General features: G+C 33.4%; 16 protein-coding genes. 1 reads left to right on the top strand and 15 read right to left on the bottom strand.

What is annotated here, in order from left to right; genetic code table 11:
* Nucleotides 1-65 precede the first annotated feature (65 nt).
* From OD917_RS20665 to OD917_RS20655, 3 genes are read right to left on the bottom strand one after another with little or no spacing between them, the layout of a single operon-like run.
* Entirely contained in the window at nucleotides 66-1,100 is a 1,035-nt protein-coding gene (locus OD917_RS20665; protein ID WP_263525285.1) for an aminotransferase class I/II-fold pyridoxal phosphate-dependent enzyme, read from the bottom strand.
* A 2-nt stretch (nucleotides 1,101-1,102) separates the two neighbouring features.
* Nucleotides 1,103-2,113 carry a dipeptide epimerase gene (locus OD917_RS20660; RefSeq protein WP_263525284.1) on the bottom strand — a complete coding sequence of 337 codons (1,011 nt, stop codon included), beginning with the start codon at nucleotides 2,111-2,113 and terminating at the stop codon, nucleotides 1,103-1,105.
* Nucleotides 2,114-2,140: 27 nt separating this feature from the next.
* Nucleotides 2,141-2,938 carry an alpha/beta hydrolase gene (locus OD917_RS20655; protein ID WP_263525283.1) on the bottom strand — a complete coding sequence of 266 codons (798 nt, stop codon included), beginning with the start codon at nucleotides 2,936-2,938 and terminating at the stop codon, nucleotides 2,141-2,143.
* Nucleotides 2,939-2,994: 56 nt separating this feature from the next.
* Between OD917_RS20655 and OD917_RS20650 the strand changes: the two genes are divergently transcribed.
* Nucleotides 2,995-3,396, top strand: coding sequence for an excinuclease ABC subunit B (locus OD917_RS20650; RefSeq protein ID WP_263525282.1), 402 nt, complete (start codon nucleotides 2,995-2,997; stop codon nucleotides 3,394-3,396).
* Here the strand turns inward: OD917_RS20650 and uvrB are convergent.
* From uvrB to OD917_RS20590, 12 genes are all read right to left on the bottom strand, one after another.
* Nucleotides 3,393-5,384, bottom strand: a complete 1,992-nt coding sequence (gene uvrB / locus OD917_RS20645; RefSeq protein WP_263525281.1) for an excinuclease ABC subunit UvrB — start codon at nucleotides 5,382-5,384, stop codon at nucleotides 3,393-3,395. The two genes, OD917_RS20650 and uvrB, sit on opposite strands and share 4 nt — an antisense overlap.
* A gap of 166 nt (nucleotides 5,385-5,550) precedes the next feature.
* Nucleotides 5,551-6,489 carry an alpha/beta fold hydrolase gene (locus OD917_RS20640; protein ID WP_263525280.1) on the bottom strand — a complete coding sequence of 313 codons (939 nt, stop codon included), beginning with the start codon at nucleotides 6,487-6,489 and terminating at the stop codon, nucleotides 5,551-5,553.
* An 86-nt stretch (nucleotides 6,490-6,575) separates the two neighbouring features.
* The gene (locus tag OD917_RS20635; RefSeq protein WP_263525279.1) at nucleotides 6,576-6,812 is read right to left on the bottom strand and encodes a uroporphyrinogen decarboxylase; all 237 of its coding nucleotides are present in this window, start codon (nucleotides 6,810-6,812) and stop codon (nucleotides 6,576-6,578) included.
* A gap of 102 nt (nucleotides 6,813-6,914) precedes the next feature.
* Nucleotides 6,915-7,217, bottom strand: a complete 303-nt coding sequence (locus OD917_RS20630) for a type II toxin-antitoxin system RelE/ParE family toxin (RefSeq protein ID WP_066032456.1) — start codon at nucleotides 7,215-7,217, stop codon at nucleotides 6,915-6,917.
* Complete coding sequence (locus OD917_RS20625; RefSeq protein WP_066032455.1) at nucleotides 7,202-7,429, bottom strand: hypothetical protein; 228 nt, start codon at nucleotides 7,427-7,429, stop codon at nucleotides 7,202-7,204. Before OD917_RS20625 ends, OD917_RS20630 begins: the two co-directional genes overlap by 16 nt.
* A 57-nt stretch (nucleotides 7,430-7,486) precedes the next feature.
* The gene (rlmF, locus tag OD917_RS20620; RefSeq protein WP_263525278.1) at nucleotides 7,487-8,437 is read right to left on the bottom strand and encodes a 23S rRNA (adenine(1618)-N(6))-methyltransferase RlmF; all 951 of its coding nucleotides are present in this window, start codon (nucleotides 8,435-8,437) and stop codon (nucleotides 7,487-7,489) included.
* Between the two features lie 148 nt (nucleotides 8,438-8,585).
* Entirely contained in the window at nucleotides 8,586-9,245 is a 660-nt protein-coding gene (locus OD917_RS20615) for a thiamine diphosphokinase (protein ID WP_263525277.1), read from the bottom strand.
* 122 nt (nucleotides 9,246-9,367) lie between these two features.
* Nucleotides 9,368-9,814, bottom strand: a complete 447-nt coding sequence (locus OD917_RS20610) for a DinB family protein (protein ID WP_263525276.1) — start codon at nucleotides 9,812-9,814, stop codon at nucleotides 9,368-9,370.
* 2 nt (nucleotides 9,815-9,816) lie between these two features.
* Entirely contained in the window at nucleotides 9,817-10,299 is a 483-nt protein-coding gene (locus OD917_RS20605; RefSeq protein WP_263525275.1) for a GyrI-like domain-containing protein, read from the bottom strand.
* 3 nt (nucleotides 10,300-10,302) lie between these two features.
* Nucleotides 10,303-11,124, bottom strand: a complete 822-nt coding sequence (locus OD917_RS20600; protein WP_263525274.1) for a DUF4249 domain-containing protein — start codon at nucleotides 11,122-11,124, stop codon at nucleotides 10,303-10,305.
* Nucleotides 11,125-11,154: 30 nt separating this feature from the next.
* The gene (locus tag OD917_RS20595) at nucleotides 11,155-13,536 is read right to left on the bottom strand and encodes a TonB-dependent receptor (protein ID WP_263525273.1); all 2,382 of its coding nucleotides are present in this window, start codon (nucleotides 13,534-13,536) and stop codon (nucleotides 11,155-11,157) included.
* A 142-nt stretch (nucleotides 13,537-13,678) separates the two neighbouring features.
* On the bottom strand, nucleotides 13,679-15,898 hold the full coding sequence (locus OD917_RS20590) for an NADP-dependent isocitrate dehydrogenase (protein WP_263525272.1): 2,220 nt from the start codon (nucleotides 15,896-15,898) through the stop codon (nucleotides 13,679-13,681).
* Between the last annotated feature and the right edge of the window lie 76 nt (nucleotides 15,899-15,974).

The raw sequence follows: 15,974 nt of genomic DNA, 5'->3' as shown, positions 1-15,974 counted from the left end.
TTATAATCTTGACTTGAAATTAAAACTCATTATTTACTTTTTGCAAAGGTAGTTTTTTAAAATGATTAAAAACGAGAATTAAAATCATTTAAAACGTTCACAAGTTTGTCTAAATCTTCTTTAAGATGATTTACCGTAATTACAATTCGATTTAGCGGTTCGGCATCTTTGGTGTATTTAAAACTTGCAATAATTATTTTTTCGGACTTTAATTTTTCTACTAATTCATTCGATAAAAGATAAATCAAAGGATAATTTTTATCAAATTTGACATTGTTATTTTGAATTAGAATCGAATCAATATAACTCAAATTATCTTTCAGTTTTTGATGCTGTATTTTATAAATTTCTTTGGCGTCAGAAAGTGTTTGCGCAAAAGCAGGATTCATTCCTGCTGCACTTGTGAAAGTTTCGATTTCTTTGATTTCTTTAATAAATTCTGCATCTGAAGCAATTACGCCGCCTGTTAATCCGAAAGCTTTTCCTAAGGATGAAACCATTATTTTTCTTTTAATAGGAAAGTTAATCGTGGCATAAATTCCAGAACCATTTTTTTCTGTAATTCCCAAAGAATGAGATTCATCTATAACCAATGTTATTGATTTGTTTTTTGAAATCTTTTCTAAAAATGATAAATCAACAGGCTTTGTTTCAAAAGAAGGAACGCCATCGGTTAAAATAGTAATTTTTTCTGATGTGGAATCTAATAAACGCTCATTCAGTTCTTTATTTACAAAAATCGGAAGACTGTTTTCAATTTGAATTGCTGAATGAATTTCATTTAAATGAAAAAATGTATTAGTCTCTTTTTTTAGTTTTTCTAAAACCAGTTTTCCAGCAAGCATCCCTGAAGAAACCGTAATGGTGCTTTCTGAGCCAATATGAGAAGCTAAAAACTTTTCGCCCGCATCATAAGCCGATAACTGAATATTAGCAGTTCTGGAGCTTCCATAAGTTGTTCCCCATTTTAAAATATTCTGAACAACTAAATTCTGAAATGCTGCATTGGTCGGAAGTCCCAAATAGGCAGTTCCGCCAAAATACAAATAGTGTTCTTGTTTAATTTCAATAACGCGATCTGGAAATTTATCGACTATCATTTTTATAAAAGTGTAACGCCAGTTCCGTTAAGATCTGAATAACTTACAACACCGTCTTTTATAGTTACTCCAGTCGCAATATCTTCTGCTAAAAGAAGTGCTCCGTCCATATCTACATAATCCAATTGCGGAAGCAAATGCGCAATAGCAGAAATTCCCACAGTAGATTCGGTCATGCATCCAACCATTGTTTTTAAACCTAATTTTTTAGCTTCTTCAATCATGCGTTTTCCAGGAGTTAAGCCGCCGCATTTTACGAGTTTTACATTAACACCATGAAAATGATTGTGGCATTTTGCTACATCTTCTTCAATAATACAGCTTTCGTCTGCAATTACAGGAAGGACAGAATGTTTAAAAACTTCTTTGTGACCTTCCCAATTATCAGCTTTCATTGGCTGTTCTAGAAATTCAACTCCTAATTTTTTTAATTCAACCGCATTATTTATGGTTTCGTCAACAGTCCATCCGCAATTGGCATCAATTCTAAAAATGGCGTCGGTGTGTTTTCTAAGCTCTTTTACAATGGCTATATCTTCTTTTGTACCCAATTTGATTTTATAAATCGGCCAAGGCAATTCTTTCATTTTAAAAACCATTTTCTCAATCGTATCAATTCCGATTGTGTAATCTGTCAGCGGATTATGATCTGTTTTGTAATTCCATAATTCATACAATTTTTTGCCTTTTTTACGAGCATACAAATCATTATAAGCCAAATCTAGAGCACATAAAGCAAACATATCGTCTTTTAAATACGGATGAATTTTTGACCAAAATTCTTCTGGAGTTTCGTTTTCGGTATTTTCAATTATAAATCTGATTTTCTCCAAATCCTGAATCATCATTGGAACTGTAATATGATAATACGGATTTGAAGTAGCTTCTCCAAAACCAGAAAAACCATCGCTTTGCAATTCGACAATTAATGAAGGCTGAACATCAATAGATTCTCTTGAAATGGTGAAAGTGTGTTTTAGTTTTAAGTTGTATTCTCTTAAAAATAGTTTCATTTTAAAAATATATTTTTTGTTTTTTAATTAATATCCGAGCCAAATCAACGCTTGAGCAAAATTATCACGCCAAAGTTTTTCATTATGTTCACCGCCTTTTTCAATTTTAGTTTTATCGAGATGAAGACAATAACAGCGTTTTGTATCTAGTAAACGCTTCATTTTTGCTAAATCGTTTACCATGTCATCACTTTCTTTATCGCCACACAGAAAATAGATTTTAGTCTTGATTTTGGATTGTTTTTCGGTAAAAGTATAAATGTCATTGGAATACCAAAATGAAGGTGAAAAAACGCCTGCTTTGCCAAAAACATCAGGATATTTTAAGGCGCCATAATATGAAACCAGTCCGCCAAGCGAACTTCCAAAAAGAATCGTGTTTTTAGCTTTTGTTTTGGTTCTATAATTCTTGTCAATATATGGTTTTAGAGTTTTTACAATGAATTCTAAATAATTGTCGGCATTTCCTCCGCCGTATTTTTCGTTCTTGAAAGGAGTTAATTCATCAATGCGTTTTTCATTTCCATGTTCAATTCCTACTACAATTACAGGAGCTTTTAAACTGTCTAATTTTTCATCGACATTCCATTCTCCTGAGAAAGAAGTTTTCGCATCAAACAGATTCTGAGCATCGTGCATATAAATGACGCTGTATTTTTTCTTTATATCTTTTGAATAATTTTCAGGAAGATAAATCCAGATTTTTTTTGAAGTATGGAGTTGAGGAGCTTCAATTGTAAAAGTTGAGATATTTTTTGAAGCCGTACTTTGAGCTTTTCCTATAAATGTAAATAGAAGTAAAAATGCTAAGAAAATCCTCTTCATATTCGTGTTTTGTATTTTTATTTAAAAGCAATATTTTAGCTAAAAATAAGAAATTGATGAATACAGAAGCAGAAAAAAGAAGTTTACTTTTAGAAATGATTATGTTCGCCACTGTTGATGGACATTTGCATAAGCGTGAGCTTGATTTTTTAAAACTTGTAGCTTTAGAATTGAATATTAACGAAGAAGAATTTCAAGATTTATTTCATCAAGAAACGAAAACAATTCCAATAAAATCAGAATTGCAGCGTATAAATCAGTTTTATAGACTTGCTTTATTGATGCATTGTGACGGCGTTTTACACGAACGAGAATTCAAGGCAATTCAACAGATTGCTTTAGAAATGGGATTAAATCTTTCGGCTGTAAAACGTGTTTTAGAAATGATGAAGAAAGCGCCAAATACAGTAATCGACCCAATTGTATTACTGGAAATTTTTCAGGAACAGCACAATTAAGCAAGCTGTTCCTGTAGTTTTTTAATTTCGTCACGAAGTTTCGCTGCTTGCAAGAAATCCAATTCTTTAGCTGCTTTTTCCATCGTTTTACGCTTTTCGCGAATCATTTTTTCTAATTCTGTTTTAGATAAATAGGCAGTTTCAGGTTCTGCAGCAACAGGGATTGGATGGCCTAATTCATATTCAACCAATGGATTTTTGGTAAACGCGCTTTCTATTTTTTTGTTTAATGCCTGAGGAACGACGTTATTTTGAACGTTGAAATTAATCTGTTTGGTTCTTCTGTAATTGGTTTCGTCAATTGTTCGCTGCATGCTGGCTGTAATTTTATCGGCATACATAATTGCTTTTCCGTTTAAATTTCTTGCCGCACGCCCAATAGTCTGTGTTAAAGATCTATGATTACGCAAGAAACCTTCTTTGTCGGCATCTAAAATAGCCACAAGAGAAACTTCTGGCAAGTCTAAACCTTCACGAAGTAAGTTAACGCCAATTAAAACATCAAAAATACCTTTACGTAAATCCTGCATAATTTCGATACGTTCTAATGTATCTACTTCTGAGTGTATATAACGGCATCGAATATTTACTTTTGTTAGATATTTAGCCAATTCTTCTGCCATTCTTTTGGTCAAAGTTGTCACTAAAACTCTTTCGTCTAATTCGCAGCGGACTTGAATTTCCTCAATCAAATCATCAATCTGATTTAAACTTGGACGAACTTCGATTTCTGGATCTAATAATCCGGTTGGACGAATAATTTGTTCAACATAAATACCATCCGATTTTTGCAATTCATAATCGGCAGGAGTTGCAGAAACATAAATTACTTGATTTTGCAATGCTTCAAATTCTTCAAATTTCAACGGACGGTTATCCATTGCAGCAGGCAAACGGAAACCATATTCTACCAAGTTTTCTTTTCGGCTTCTGTCACCTCCATACATGGCGTGAACTTGTGAAACGGTTACGTGACTTTCGTCAACAACCATTAAATAATCGCTTGGAAAATAATCTAAAAGACAGAAAGGTCTTGTTCCAGCTTCACGTCCGTCAAGGTAACGCGAGTAATTTTCAATTCCAGAGCAATATCCTAATTCGCGGATCATTTCTAAATCGAAATTGGTTCTTTCTTCTAAACGTTTGGCTTCTAGATGTTTTCCTATTTCTTTAAAATAATCAACCTGTTTGACCAAATCTTGCTGAATCTGCCAAATAGCACCTTGTAAAACTTCTGGAGAAGTCACAAACATATTGGCTGGGTAAATAGTCAGTCTTTGGAATTTCTCTATGACCTGAGAAGTTTTCGCATCAAATGATTCGATTTCTTCGATTTCATCTCCAAAAAAGTGAATTCGATAAGCATCATCAGCATAACTCGGATAAACTTCTACGGTATCTCCTTTAATTCTAAAAGTCCCTGGATTAAAATCTGCCTCAGTTCTGGCGTATAAACTTTGAACCAAACTGTGTAATAATTTAGTTCGTGAAATAACTTGATCTCGTTTTATTTCAATTACGTTTTTCTGAAATTCAACTGGATTTCCAATACCATACAAACAAGAAACAGAAGCAACAACCAAAACGTCACGACGGCCAGAAAGAAGAGAAGAAGTGGTGCTCAAACGCATTTTCTCTAATTCTTCATTGATAGATAAATCCTTTTCAATGAAAACTCCAGTCACAGGCATAAAGGCTTCTGGCTGATAATAATCGTAATAAGAAACGAAATACTCAACGGCATTGTTCGGAAAAAACTGTTTGAATTCTGAATATAATTGTGCCGCCAAAGTTTTATTGTGCGCCAAAACCAAAGTAGGCCTTTGCACTTCCTGAATTACATTGGCAACGGTAAAAGTTTTTCCCGAGCCTGTAACTCCCAATAAAGTTTGATATTTATCTCCATCAACCACTCCCTGTGCTAATTTTTGTATGGCTTGCGGCTGATCTCCTTTTGGACTATATTCTGAGGAAACTTGAAATTTCATTTGCGTATACTGAAAATTTGGTTTTGTAAAGATACGAAGTTTGTATAAGTTAGTGGTTTAAAGTCTGTTCCGAATTGTACTAATTTTGCACTAATTTTTATTTCTGAAACCAATTCAAGTACAGAGATAATTTGTGAAAATATATAAAATTTGAGGCCGTAAAATCTTATTCTAAAAAATTAATAACTGCATCATTTACATTTTTTGGCTGATCTATAGTTAGAAAATGCCCAGCATCTTTTATAACTTTTGTTTGGCTGTTTTTTAGGTGTTTTTGTGCTCGTTCTAAACTTTCTTCTGAATTGATGACATCTTTATCGCCAATTAAAACTAAAACAGGATTTTGAATAGACTCTAATTCTTTATCTGAAAATGGCATCATTTTAAGCATGCTAGAATTGGATTTAGCATATTTATTGGCCAAATAAAATTGCCTTTTGTAAATACGGCTTATGTTTTCTGGATGAGTTGAAAAAGTGTTTAAGGTTTTACTAAATTTCTTTTCACTTGGAAAAAGTTTCAGCATTAATGCCGAAGTTGTTTTTCTAGGTTTGTCAAGAAATTTAAAAGTCTGCGCTGGACTTAATAAAACAATTTTATTAATTGAATTTGGTTTTTGAGTAGCTAATAATGTTGCGATCCAGCCGCCTCGTGAAGCGCCAATGATATCAAATTTCTTTAATTTATAATGATCGAAAATTTCATTATAAAAAACAACAATTTCGTCTGATGAAAGCGGTTTTGCAGTTAAATTAGATTTGTTGGGTTCCATAATGAAATCAATCGCGTAAATACGATGATTTTTGGCTAAAACATTAATGTTTGGATACCACATGGTAGAACTGGCATCCATTCCGTGGAGTAGAACCAAATCTTTTCCGTTTTTAGGACCAGCCATCACAATATGTGCCGTTCCAAAACTTGTTTTCACATCTTCTTCAGTATATGGAATATTCCAAAGCCTTAAAGCCTTATCATAAGCAGTTTGATATTGTACTTCTTCGCTTTTGGTTTTAAAAACATAATCTTCAAATTTTGCTTTTTTTGAGGCACAACTTGTCACTAAAAAAAGTACAATAGTTAAGCGGGAATATAGTTTCAGCATAGTAATAAAATTCAATTTTTCAGCTTAAAGTTACGATTGGAGTAGGTGAAAAGTGTATCAGAATTTTATTTTAAAATATCATAATTTTAAGATTTATCGTTTTTGAAAGTCAAATAATAAATCTGTACAAATGCTAAAATGGCATTCGGAATAATTACAGGCCAAAGCCATTGATTGAAATCTTGATAATCATTTAAAAAGATGCCATAAATGACAAAACAAATACAGCCAAACATATTAATAAATCGAATTGTTCTGAGGTTTTTCAGCAAGAAACCGCCAACAATAAAAACAGATGCGAGATAACCAATATATTCTGCCATAATCTTGATTTTAAAATGTTTACAATAAATGTAGCAAAAGTAAACTGCAAAATCAAGGTTTTGGTTTTGGAAATCAGATTATTATGATGTTTTAGTAAATAATTACAGTTTTTTAGGATTACGACTTGTATGTCGAATTCTTAGAATGTGAATCTCTTTTGAAGTTATTTTATAAGATATTCTATAGCTATAAATTTCATATGCACGATAATTTACATCGTTTGGAATCTTCATTTCATCCAATTCGTAAATTTCCCAATTTGTTTTTAAGATTGTAACAGAGCTATAGATAGTCTCAATTACTTTGTTTGAAATGTTTCTGCTTTTAGATTCTTTAAATATGTGGAAGTATATTTTTTCAAGCTGATTTTTAGCAGCTTTTGACCAGATTATTTCTTTTTCCATTGTTCAATTTGATCCTTAATTTCATTATGAGAATAATAATTGCCATTTTGAATATCTTCTTCGGCAACTTTTAAATCTTCATTATATCTTTCAGAATAATTGATAGGGGTTTTGCGACTATCTAAAATTGTTTTTAATGCTGATAAAAATTGATCATCATCAATTTTTTCAATTTCAGAAATTAAAATAGTTTTAAGTTCAAGAGTGTTCATGATTGCATAATTTTATCGAAGTTACAAAAGATAACCATACTATTGGTTTTGAAAGTCTTAAAATTTCCAAGAGTACTGCTCTGAACTATTTAAAAAACTCCAAGCCACAATTCTACTATTTTTTTGCCCTTGCGACATTTCGATTGTTTTTACAGAAACAGCATTTACTTTTTTCAAAGTTTTATAAATCGAAGCAAGATTTTCTTTTTTAGAAACCAAAGTTGTAAACCATAAAACCTGCGAAGGGTATTTGGCACTTTCGTAAATCATTTGTGTGATGAATCCGATTTCGCCGCCGTTGCACCATAATTCTGCATTTTGTCCGCCAAAGTTTAAAATAGGGTTTGCATTTCTTTTTTCTTTCGGATTAAGATTGGAAACTTTTCTAGAAGTGCTTTTATTTGCTTCTTCGGCAGATGCATGAAAAGGCGGATTACACATCGTGAATGTAAAACGATCTTCTGGCGTGATAATGTTTTTAAAAATAAATCGAGGTTCGGTTTGTTGCTGCAAGCTGATAGAATCGATTAATTCTGGATTGGCTTCAATAATTTTGGTACAATTTTCAATTGATTTTTTGTCAATATCTGTTCCTACGAAACTCCAATTGTATATTGAATTCCCTAATATCGGATAGATTAAATTTGAGCCTGTTCCGATATCTAATCCTAAAACTGTACTAGTTTCTGGAATTTGATTATTGTTGCTTTCGGCCAATAAATCGGCTATGTAATGAATATAATCGGCACGTCCTGGAATTGGCGGGCAAAGATAGTTTTTAGGAATATCCCAGTTTTGAATATTGTAATAGGTTTGGAGTAAAGCCTTGTTTAAAGTTTTTACCGCAAGCGGATTACTGAAATCAATGGTTTCAATTCCGTGTTTATTGATGGAAATAAAAGCTTTTAATTCTGGACAATTTGAAATCAGTTTTTCGAAATCATATCGGTTTCTATGAAGATTTCTTGGGTGTAAATTGTCTTTTTGTGAATTGTTTTCTGCTTTCATTTTCATTGATTTCGATTGCAAAGATAGGTATTCCTTTTTTGAAGAAAGGCTTGTTTTGAAAATGAGTGCCCTAGCCCTGATGGGAGCGGCATCCTTTTTCTGGCTTCTTTAGCCAGGAAAAGATATAGCGGACAGCAGGAATTAGCTCCTAATCAAAACATTCCATTAAAAGCAAATCGCCTTCACGATGTGTAATGGTTACGATTCCATCTTTTTCAACCGAATTGCTGCTTCCGGTTCTGTAACCCATTGTGAGCGTATCGTTGTTTAATTCGTATTTTAAATTGGCTGAAGAAATTCCGTTTACAATGCCAATTGGAATAAGCGAAATTGGCGTATTTGCCGTATACCATTTTTCGAATTTTGTTGGCAACAGGAATATTTTGGAATGGTCATCAAGAATGACAATTTTGAGCAAATCTCGGTAACGAACAATTTGTGTTAAATTCGTAATGGTATGATCGGCGCGTCTTCCAGTCGCCCAAACAACATTTACAGCAGGAATTTTTCTTTCTATAAGATAATCGAAGGCTTTTTCTAGATCGGTTTTATCCTGATCTGGCGTATGAACGATTTCGATTGGGAATTGTGATTTGTAAATTTCTGGATCAAATCCGCGATCAAAATCGCCCAAAAGAACATCGACTTTTATGCCCAATTCAATCACTCTTTCGATAGCCGAATCTAAAACAACAACTAATGGAGACCATTCTAACAGCTGTCCTAATAATTCAGGATCGCAAGCGGCGCCATTGGCAATTATTAAAGCTGGTTCTTGATCGTCTCGGACTATATGATGTGATGACATATGAGTTTTTTTAATGTGGCGCTAAGTTACAGCTACAATTTTAGATTTCTATTTTTTTGCCACAGATTTCACAGATTAATGGGATTAATCATTTTAAATCCTTTAATCTGTGGCAAAAAAAACTAAAAATCAAGTAACCTTCTGTGATAGTTAATTTGTCCTAAATGGTAGGCCAGATGAGTAGAAAGATGAATTAAGAAAAATCCGGTTGTCATTTCTTTTTCAAAAACAATCTGTGGATAAATTTCGTCTAAATCAGTTTCTGTTAAATTATCAAGAGCGTTGTTTACAACTGAAATTGTGTCTTCAATTTTCTGAATTAATTCTGATTTAGGAATGTCTTTTAATGAAAATTCTAAAGGACGATTTCGCACATAGCCAGTTTTGCCAATTTCAGCACCGATATAGGTATTTAGATTTCCAATTAAATGAAGACAAAGATTTCCTGCTGAATTTGAAATGTTTTTGTCAATTGCCCAAATTTGTTTTTCGAATTCATACGATTCGATTTCAAATTTCAGCTTGTCTAAATCTCTATTGAAAAGTATTTTTAAAGTTTGTATTGACATAATTAATCTCTGTTTTTTATTGGAATCCAGATCTCTTCTTCAGAAGTCGGATCGTCTTTTTTATATCGTTCGTTCATTACGGCAAAATGAGGTCTGTCATCAACCGTGTAATCAGAATTTGGAAGCCATTCTGTAAAAATATAATGATAAGTTTTATGTCCTTCTGAAGCTGGCCCTAAATGAAGAAAAACAGCATATAAACCAGTTGGAACAATTAGTGTTTCCATTCCTTCTGGGACAGTGGAATAATCTGAAACTTCTACAGCAGCCCATTTCTGAAAAAGGTCATTCGGATCAAAATTATCAAAATGATCTTTTTTATAGACTTCTAAAGAATATAAATTAGCGCCAATTGTATTTTTTATTTCTTTTCGATTTGGCATAAAACCGCTCCATAATTGAAAAGTTTTATTTTCGATAAAAGACATTTCGATAAAATGTCCAACAAGTTTTTTTTCGGTTAAGGTCTTGATTAGAGGCTGCATAAATTATTGAATTTTGTACTTTTCTGTACTGGTTTCACTTAGGGAAAAATAACCAAGTGGATAGTTGTCTTTATTAGTTACGTTGACCATGTTTCCTTTTACAGTTGCTGGAGGAGATTGAAACGGCCCTCCAATATTACTTCCGGCAATACTAACTAAAATGCTCATGTAATTATAGTATTGTTTTGAAATTCCGTAGTGCGTTATTTCAATTTCGCTTCCAATTTGTAAATCTTCATCATCTGAAAGACTGAAAAATTCATTGCCATTAAAAAATTTATCCTCATCTACATAATATATTGATTTGACTTTATTAGGATATAAATACTTGTAGAGATAAAAATTATCGGCATCTGCAGGATCATTATAAAACGCTTTTATTTCGATATCTTGCCCAGTAAATCCACCTTCGTTATTTTGATCTATTCGGGTAATAGACGCTACTGATTTTAAAGTTTCCGTTCCTATATATCTATTTCCTCTACTAATTACTGTTAACGTATATTGTTCGTCGATAACGGGCTTGAAATTAGTGCATACATATTGCCCCGTCTTTTTAATTTCGATAAAATTAAATCGTTCTTTTTTGCTATTTTCGATATAAATAATTGCATTAGAAACAGTTGGAATTACGTTTTCAAAATAGCCAGTCGTTGTTGTCAATCTTATTGTTTGGTCATTTCCTGTTGTTCCTTTTTCCCAATTGATAGCAGCTTCAATTACTAATTTTGGAGCCGCTGTATCTAAATCTACATCAACAACTTCTTCGCAACTTGTGAAGAATATAGAAGTGAAAAGCACGCTTAAAAAAACTAATTTTTTCATACTTATATTTTTAGTTTTTGAATTGATTTTTTAGAATTTAAAATTATAACTAACTGCTGGAACAATTCCGAAAATAGATGTTTTAATGGCTTCATTTACACCTGTGTCAACATTTTGGCGAAAGTTAATCGAGGCAGCGTTCATTCGATTGTAAACATTGTAAATACTGAAAACCCATTCGCCTTTCCAATTTCTATCTTTGTTTTTTGTTGGTATTAAAGTTGCAGAAATATCCAAATGATGATAAGCAGGAAGTCTATCTTCATTTCGTAATCCGTAGCTTGGCACTGTAATTCCTAAATATTCATATTGACCATTGGGATAAGTAACCGGCTGCCCTGACTGCAAAGCAAAGTTAGCGCCAAAAGACCATTTTTCGTTTAAGTTGTAAGCCGATGTAATGGCAAGATTATGCATTTTGTCGTAAGCAGAAGCATACCATTGCCCATTATTAATTCCTGTTTCTTCGGGAGTTCTTCCAGGCGTCTGCTGTTCTGATTTGGAAATCGTGTATGAAATCCATCCGTTGAATTTGCCTTTGTTTTTTTTTATCATCAGTTCTAAGCCATATGAGCGCATATGTCCATTTAAAATGACTTGTTCAATGGCATTATTGGCTATTAAATCGGCTCCGTCTATGTAATCTAATCTATTTTGTATTTTCTTGTAATAAGTTTCGACTTCTAGCGAATAAGCGCCGTTATAAATATTTCTAAAATATCCAATTGCTCCCTGATCTGCAAGCTGAGGTTTGATATAATTGTCGCTCGGCATCCAAACATCTAGCGGAGTAGGAGATGAAGTATTAGAAATCAATTGAAGATATTGTGCCATTCTGTTATAGCTGGCTTTTATGGCTTGATCATCATTTAATTGATAAGAAATTGAAAAACGCGGCTCGAGATTACCATAATTCTTAATGACTTTATTTTTACTAAAATACTGTGTTGAAGTCGGAGTTCCTTTTTCGTAAATCTGCATTTCACTATTAAAAACTACTGCTTGATTATTATCATAATAATTAATAGTAGAAGCGCCTAATCTATAAAATAAGCTGTAACGCAAGCCGTATGCGACAGTAATTTTTTTAGAAAGCTGACTTTCTGCATCCAAATAAACAGAAGGTTCAAAAGCATATTTTTTATCCAATTGATCTGGATTGATTCCTGAATCTTCGCCAGATGGCTTAATTGTTCCAGGATTAAATTGATAATAAATTCCGTTTACCCCATAATTCAGTTTCAATTTATCTGAAAGATAATGTTTGAAATCGTATTTAATATTATAGTTTTTAATGCCAGAATCCCAATTGAATCCAACAAAATCAAGATCTAAGCCATAATAATAATCACTGTAAATTAAGGATAGATTTGAAAATAGTTTGTTAGAATATAAATGGTTCCATCTAAAATTTAAAGTAGAATTCCCGTAAGTATTAGTGAAGCTTTTATTTAATCTGAAAACATCACGCCCAAAATAACCTGATAAATAAAGGCTGTTATTGTCGTTTAGTTTATAGCTTAATTTGGTGTTTAAATCATAAAAATAAGCAGAATTATTTTTATTGTCTTCGGAGAGTTTTAAAAAAAGATGCGCATAAGAGGTTCTTCCTCCAATTAAAAAAGAACCTTTGTCTTTTGCAATTGGACCTTCAGCTAGCAGACGGCTTGATATTAATCCGATTCCGCCACTCATATGAAAATCTTTACTGCTTCCGTCTTTTTGATAAATTTCTAAAACTGAAGAAGCTCTTCCTCCATAACGTGCTGGAATTCCGCCTTTATATAATTTTAAATCTTTAATGGCATCCGGATTAAAAACAGAAAAGAAACCAAAAACGTGAGAAGAATTAAAAATCGTCGCTTCATCCAAAAGAATCAAATTCTGATCGGCACCGCCTCCGCGAACATTAAATCCAGAAGCGCCTTCACCTGCATTAGTAACGCCTGGAAGTAATAAAATCGATTTTAAAACATCGACTTCTCCTAAAACCACGGGCATTTTTTTTATGGTTGAAATAGAGAGTTTGTTAACGCTCATTTCTGGCGATTTGATGTTTGTTTTGCCTTTGTTTTCTGTAATAATGACTTCTTGAAGTTCTTCACCGCCTTCTTTGATTGCGAAGTTACTTTTTGTATTCTGATTTAAAATAATGGTTTTTTGAATGTTTTGATAACCAGTATAGCTAATTTCAATTTCGTATTCTCCTTTAGGAGCAGAAAGTGAGTAAAATCCATATTCGTTTGTTGTGGTTCCAATTTTTAGTGCTGGAATATAAATAGTAACTCCAATTAGAGTTTCGTTATTTCGGCTGTCGGTAATAGTTCCGCTAAGAGTGAATTTGTCTTGCGCAAAAGAGGTAAAAATCGTTAAAATAAAAAGAAAAAATGTGCAGGTATTTTTTGTAATCATTATATTGATTTTGATTTACATAGTTAACAAATTCTTACTAAACATTCTTACGGAATTTTTGTTAAACATAAGTTAAGATAAAAAAAGGACAACCTTTCGAGTTGTCCTTTTGTTTATTTAGAAATACAAAATGTATTCTGAATTATTTGATTTTAGCAACAATAGTGTTGAAAGTCTCGCTTGGACGCATTGCTTTGCTTACTAATTCCGGTGTTGGCTGGTAGTAACCTCCAATGTTCTGAGCTTTACCTTGAGCACCAATTAATTCAGCATCGATTTTAGCTTCGTTAGCTTCAAATTCTGCAGCGATTGGAGTAAAGATTGCTTTCAATTCAGCATCTTTAGTTTGAGCTGCCAAAGCTTGAGCCCAATAGAAGGCTAAATAGAAGTGAGAACCACGGTTGTCAATTTGGCCAACTTTACGAGCTGGAGATTTATCGTTTGCTAAGAATTTATCGTTTGCTTGATCTAATGTTTCAGATAAAACGATCGCTTTAGAATTGTCTAAAGTTTGTCCTAAATGCTCTAATGACGCGCCAAGAGCTAAAAATTCTCCTAAAGAATCCCAGCGTAAATATCCTTCTTCTGTAAATTGCTCAACGTGTTTAGGAGCAGAACCTCCAGCGCCAGTTTCGAACAATCCACCACCATTCATTAACGGAACGATAGAAAGCATTTTTGCAGAAGTTCCTAATTCTAAGATTGGGAATAAGTCTGTTAAGTAGTCACGTAAAACGTTTCCAGTTACAGAAATAGTATCTAAACCTTTGATAATTCTGTCTAAAGTAAATTCTGTAGCGGCAACAGGGTTTAAGATTCTGATATCTAAGTTTGTAGTATCGTAGTCCTTAAGGTATTTTTGAACTTTTACGATTAATTCTCTATCGTGTGCTCTGTTTTCGTCTAACCAGAAAACAGCAGGAGTATCAGATAAACGAGCTCTGTTTACAGCTAGTTTAACCCAGTCTTGAATAGGAGCGTCTTTTGCTTGACACATTCTGAAAATATCGTTTGCTTCAACGTTTTGTTCCATTAAAACATTTCCGTTTGCATCAACGACACGAACAACACCGTCAGCTTTCATTTGGAAAGTTTTGTCGTGAGAACCGTACTCTTCAGCTTTTTGAGCCATTAATCCAACGTTAGGAACACTTCCCATTGTTTTAGGATCAAAAGCACCGTGTTTTTTACAGAAATCGATAGTTGCAGTATAAACTCCAGCGTAAGAACGATCTGGAATAACAGCAAATGTATCTTGTGCTTTTCCTTCTTTATTCCACATTTGTCCAGAAGTACGGATCATTGCTGGCATAGAAGCATCAACAATTACGTCAGATGGAACGTGTAAGTTTGTAATTCCTTTATCAGAATTAACCATTGCTAAAGCTGGTCCGTTTGCGATTGCCTGATCGATAGCAGCTTCAACTTCTGCTTGCTCAGGTCTTCCAGCAATTTTAGCGTAGATATCGCCTAAACCGTTTCTTGTGTCAACGTTTAATTCAGCGAATAAAGAAGCATATTTTTTGAAAACATCTGCAAAATATACTTCAACGATAGCGCCAAAGATAATTGGATCAGAAACTTTCATCATTGTCGCTTTTAAGTGCACAGAAAGTAAAACTCCTGCAGCTTTAGCTTCAGCGATTACATCAGCAGCAAAAGCTTTTAATTTGCTTACGCTTAAAACAGAACTGTCAATGATTTCTCCAGCTTTTAATGGAGTGCTTGCTTTAAGAACAGTTGTTGAACCATCTTTAGCAACAAATTCGATTTTTACATCATTTGCTTCAGCAACAGTCAATGATTTTTCACTTCCGTAAAAATCACCACCTGACATAGAAGCCACTTTAGTTTTTGAGTCAGCAGACCATGCACCCATTGAGTGAGGGTTTGCTTTTGCAAAGTTTTTAACTGCTCTTGGGGCTCTACGGTCAGAGTTTCCTTCACGTAAAACTGGGTTTACAGCAGAACCTAAAACTTTAGCATATTTTGCTTTAATTTCCTTTTCAGCGTCGTTTTGTGGATCTTCTGGGAAATTTGGTACGTTGTATCCGTGCGATTGTAATTCAGCAATAGCCGCTTTTAATTGCGGTACAGATGCTGAAATGTTTGGTAATTTGATAATGTTTGCTTCTGGCTGAGTTGCTAATTGACCTAATTCTGCCAACGCATCTCCAGTTTTTTGAGCATCAGTCAAAGAATCTGGGAAGTTTGATAAAATTCTTCCTGCCAGCGAAATATCTCTGGTCTCGATTTCAATTCCAGCTGTAGCTGTAAATGCTTGAACAATTGGTAACAAAGAGTAAGTTGCCAATAGAGGCGCCTCATCAGTTAAGGTGTAAAAAATTTTTGATTTTGTCATTTTCTTTTTTTTTTATAATCGTATCGTCAGGAGTTAACGATGGCAAAGATATATTCGGCTCAAAATGAGCGGAGCA

It is taken from the genome of Flavobacterium sp. SH_e, assembly GCF_025717045.1.
Lineage (GTDB): Bacteria > Bacteroidota > Bacteroidia > Flavobacteriales > Flavobacteriaceae > Flavobacterium.
The sequence above is the reverse complement of the archived record's forward strand: the minus strand, read 5'-3'. Positions and strand labels throughout refer to the sequence as shown.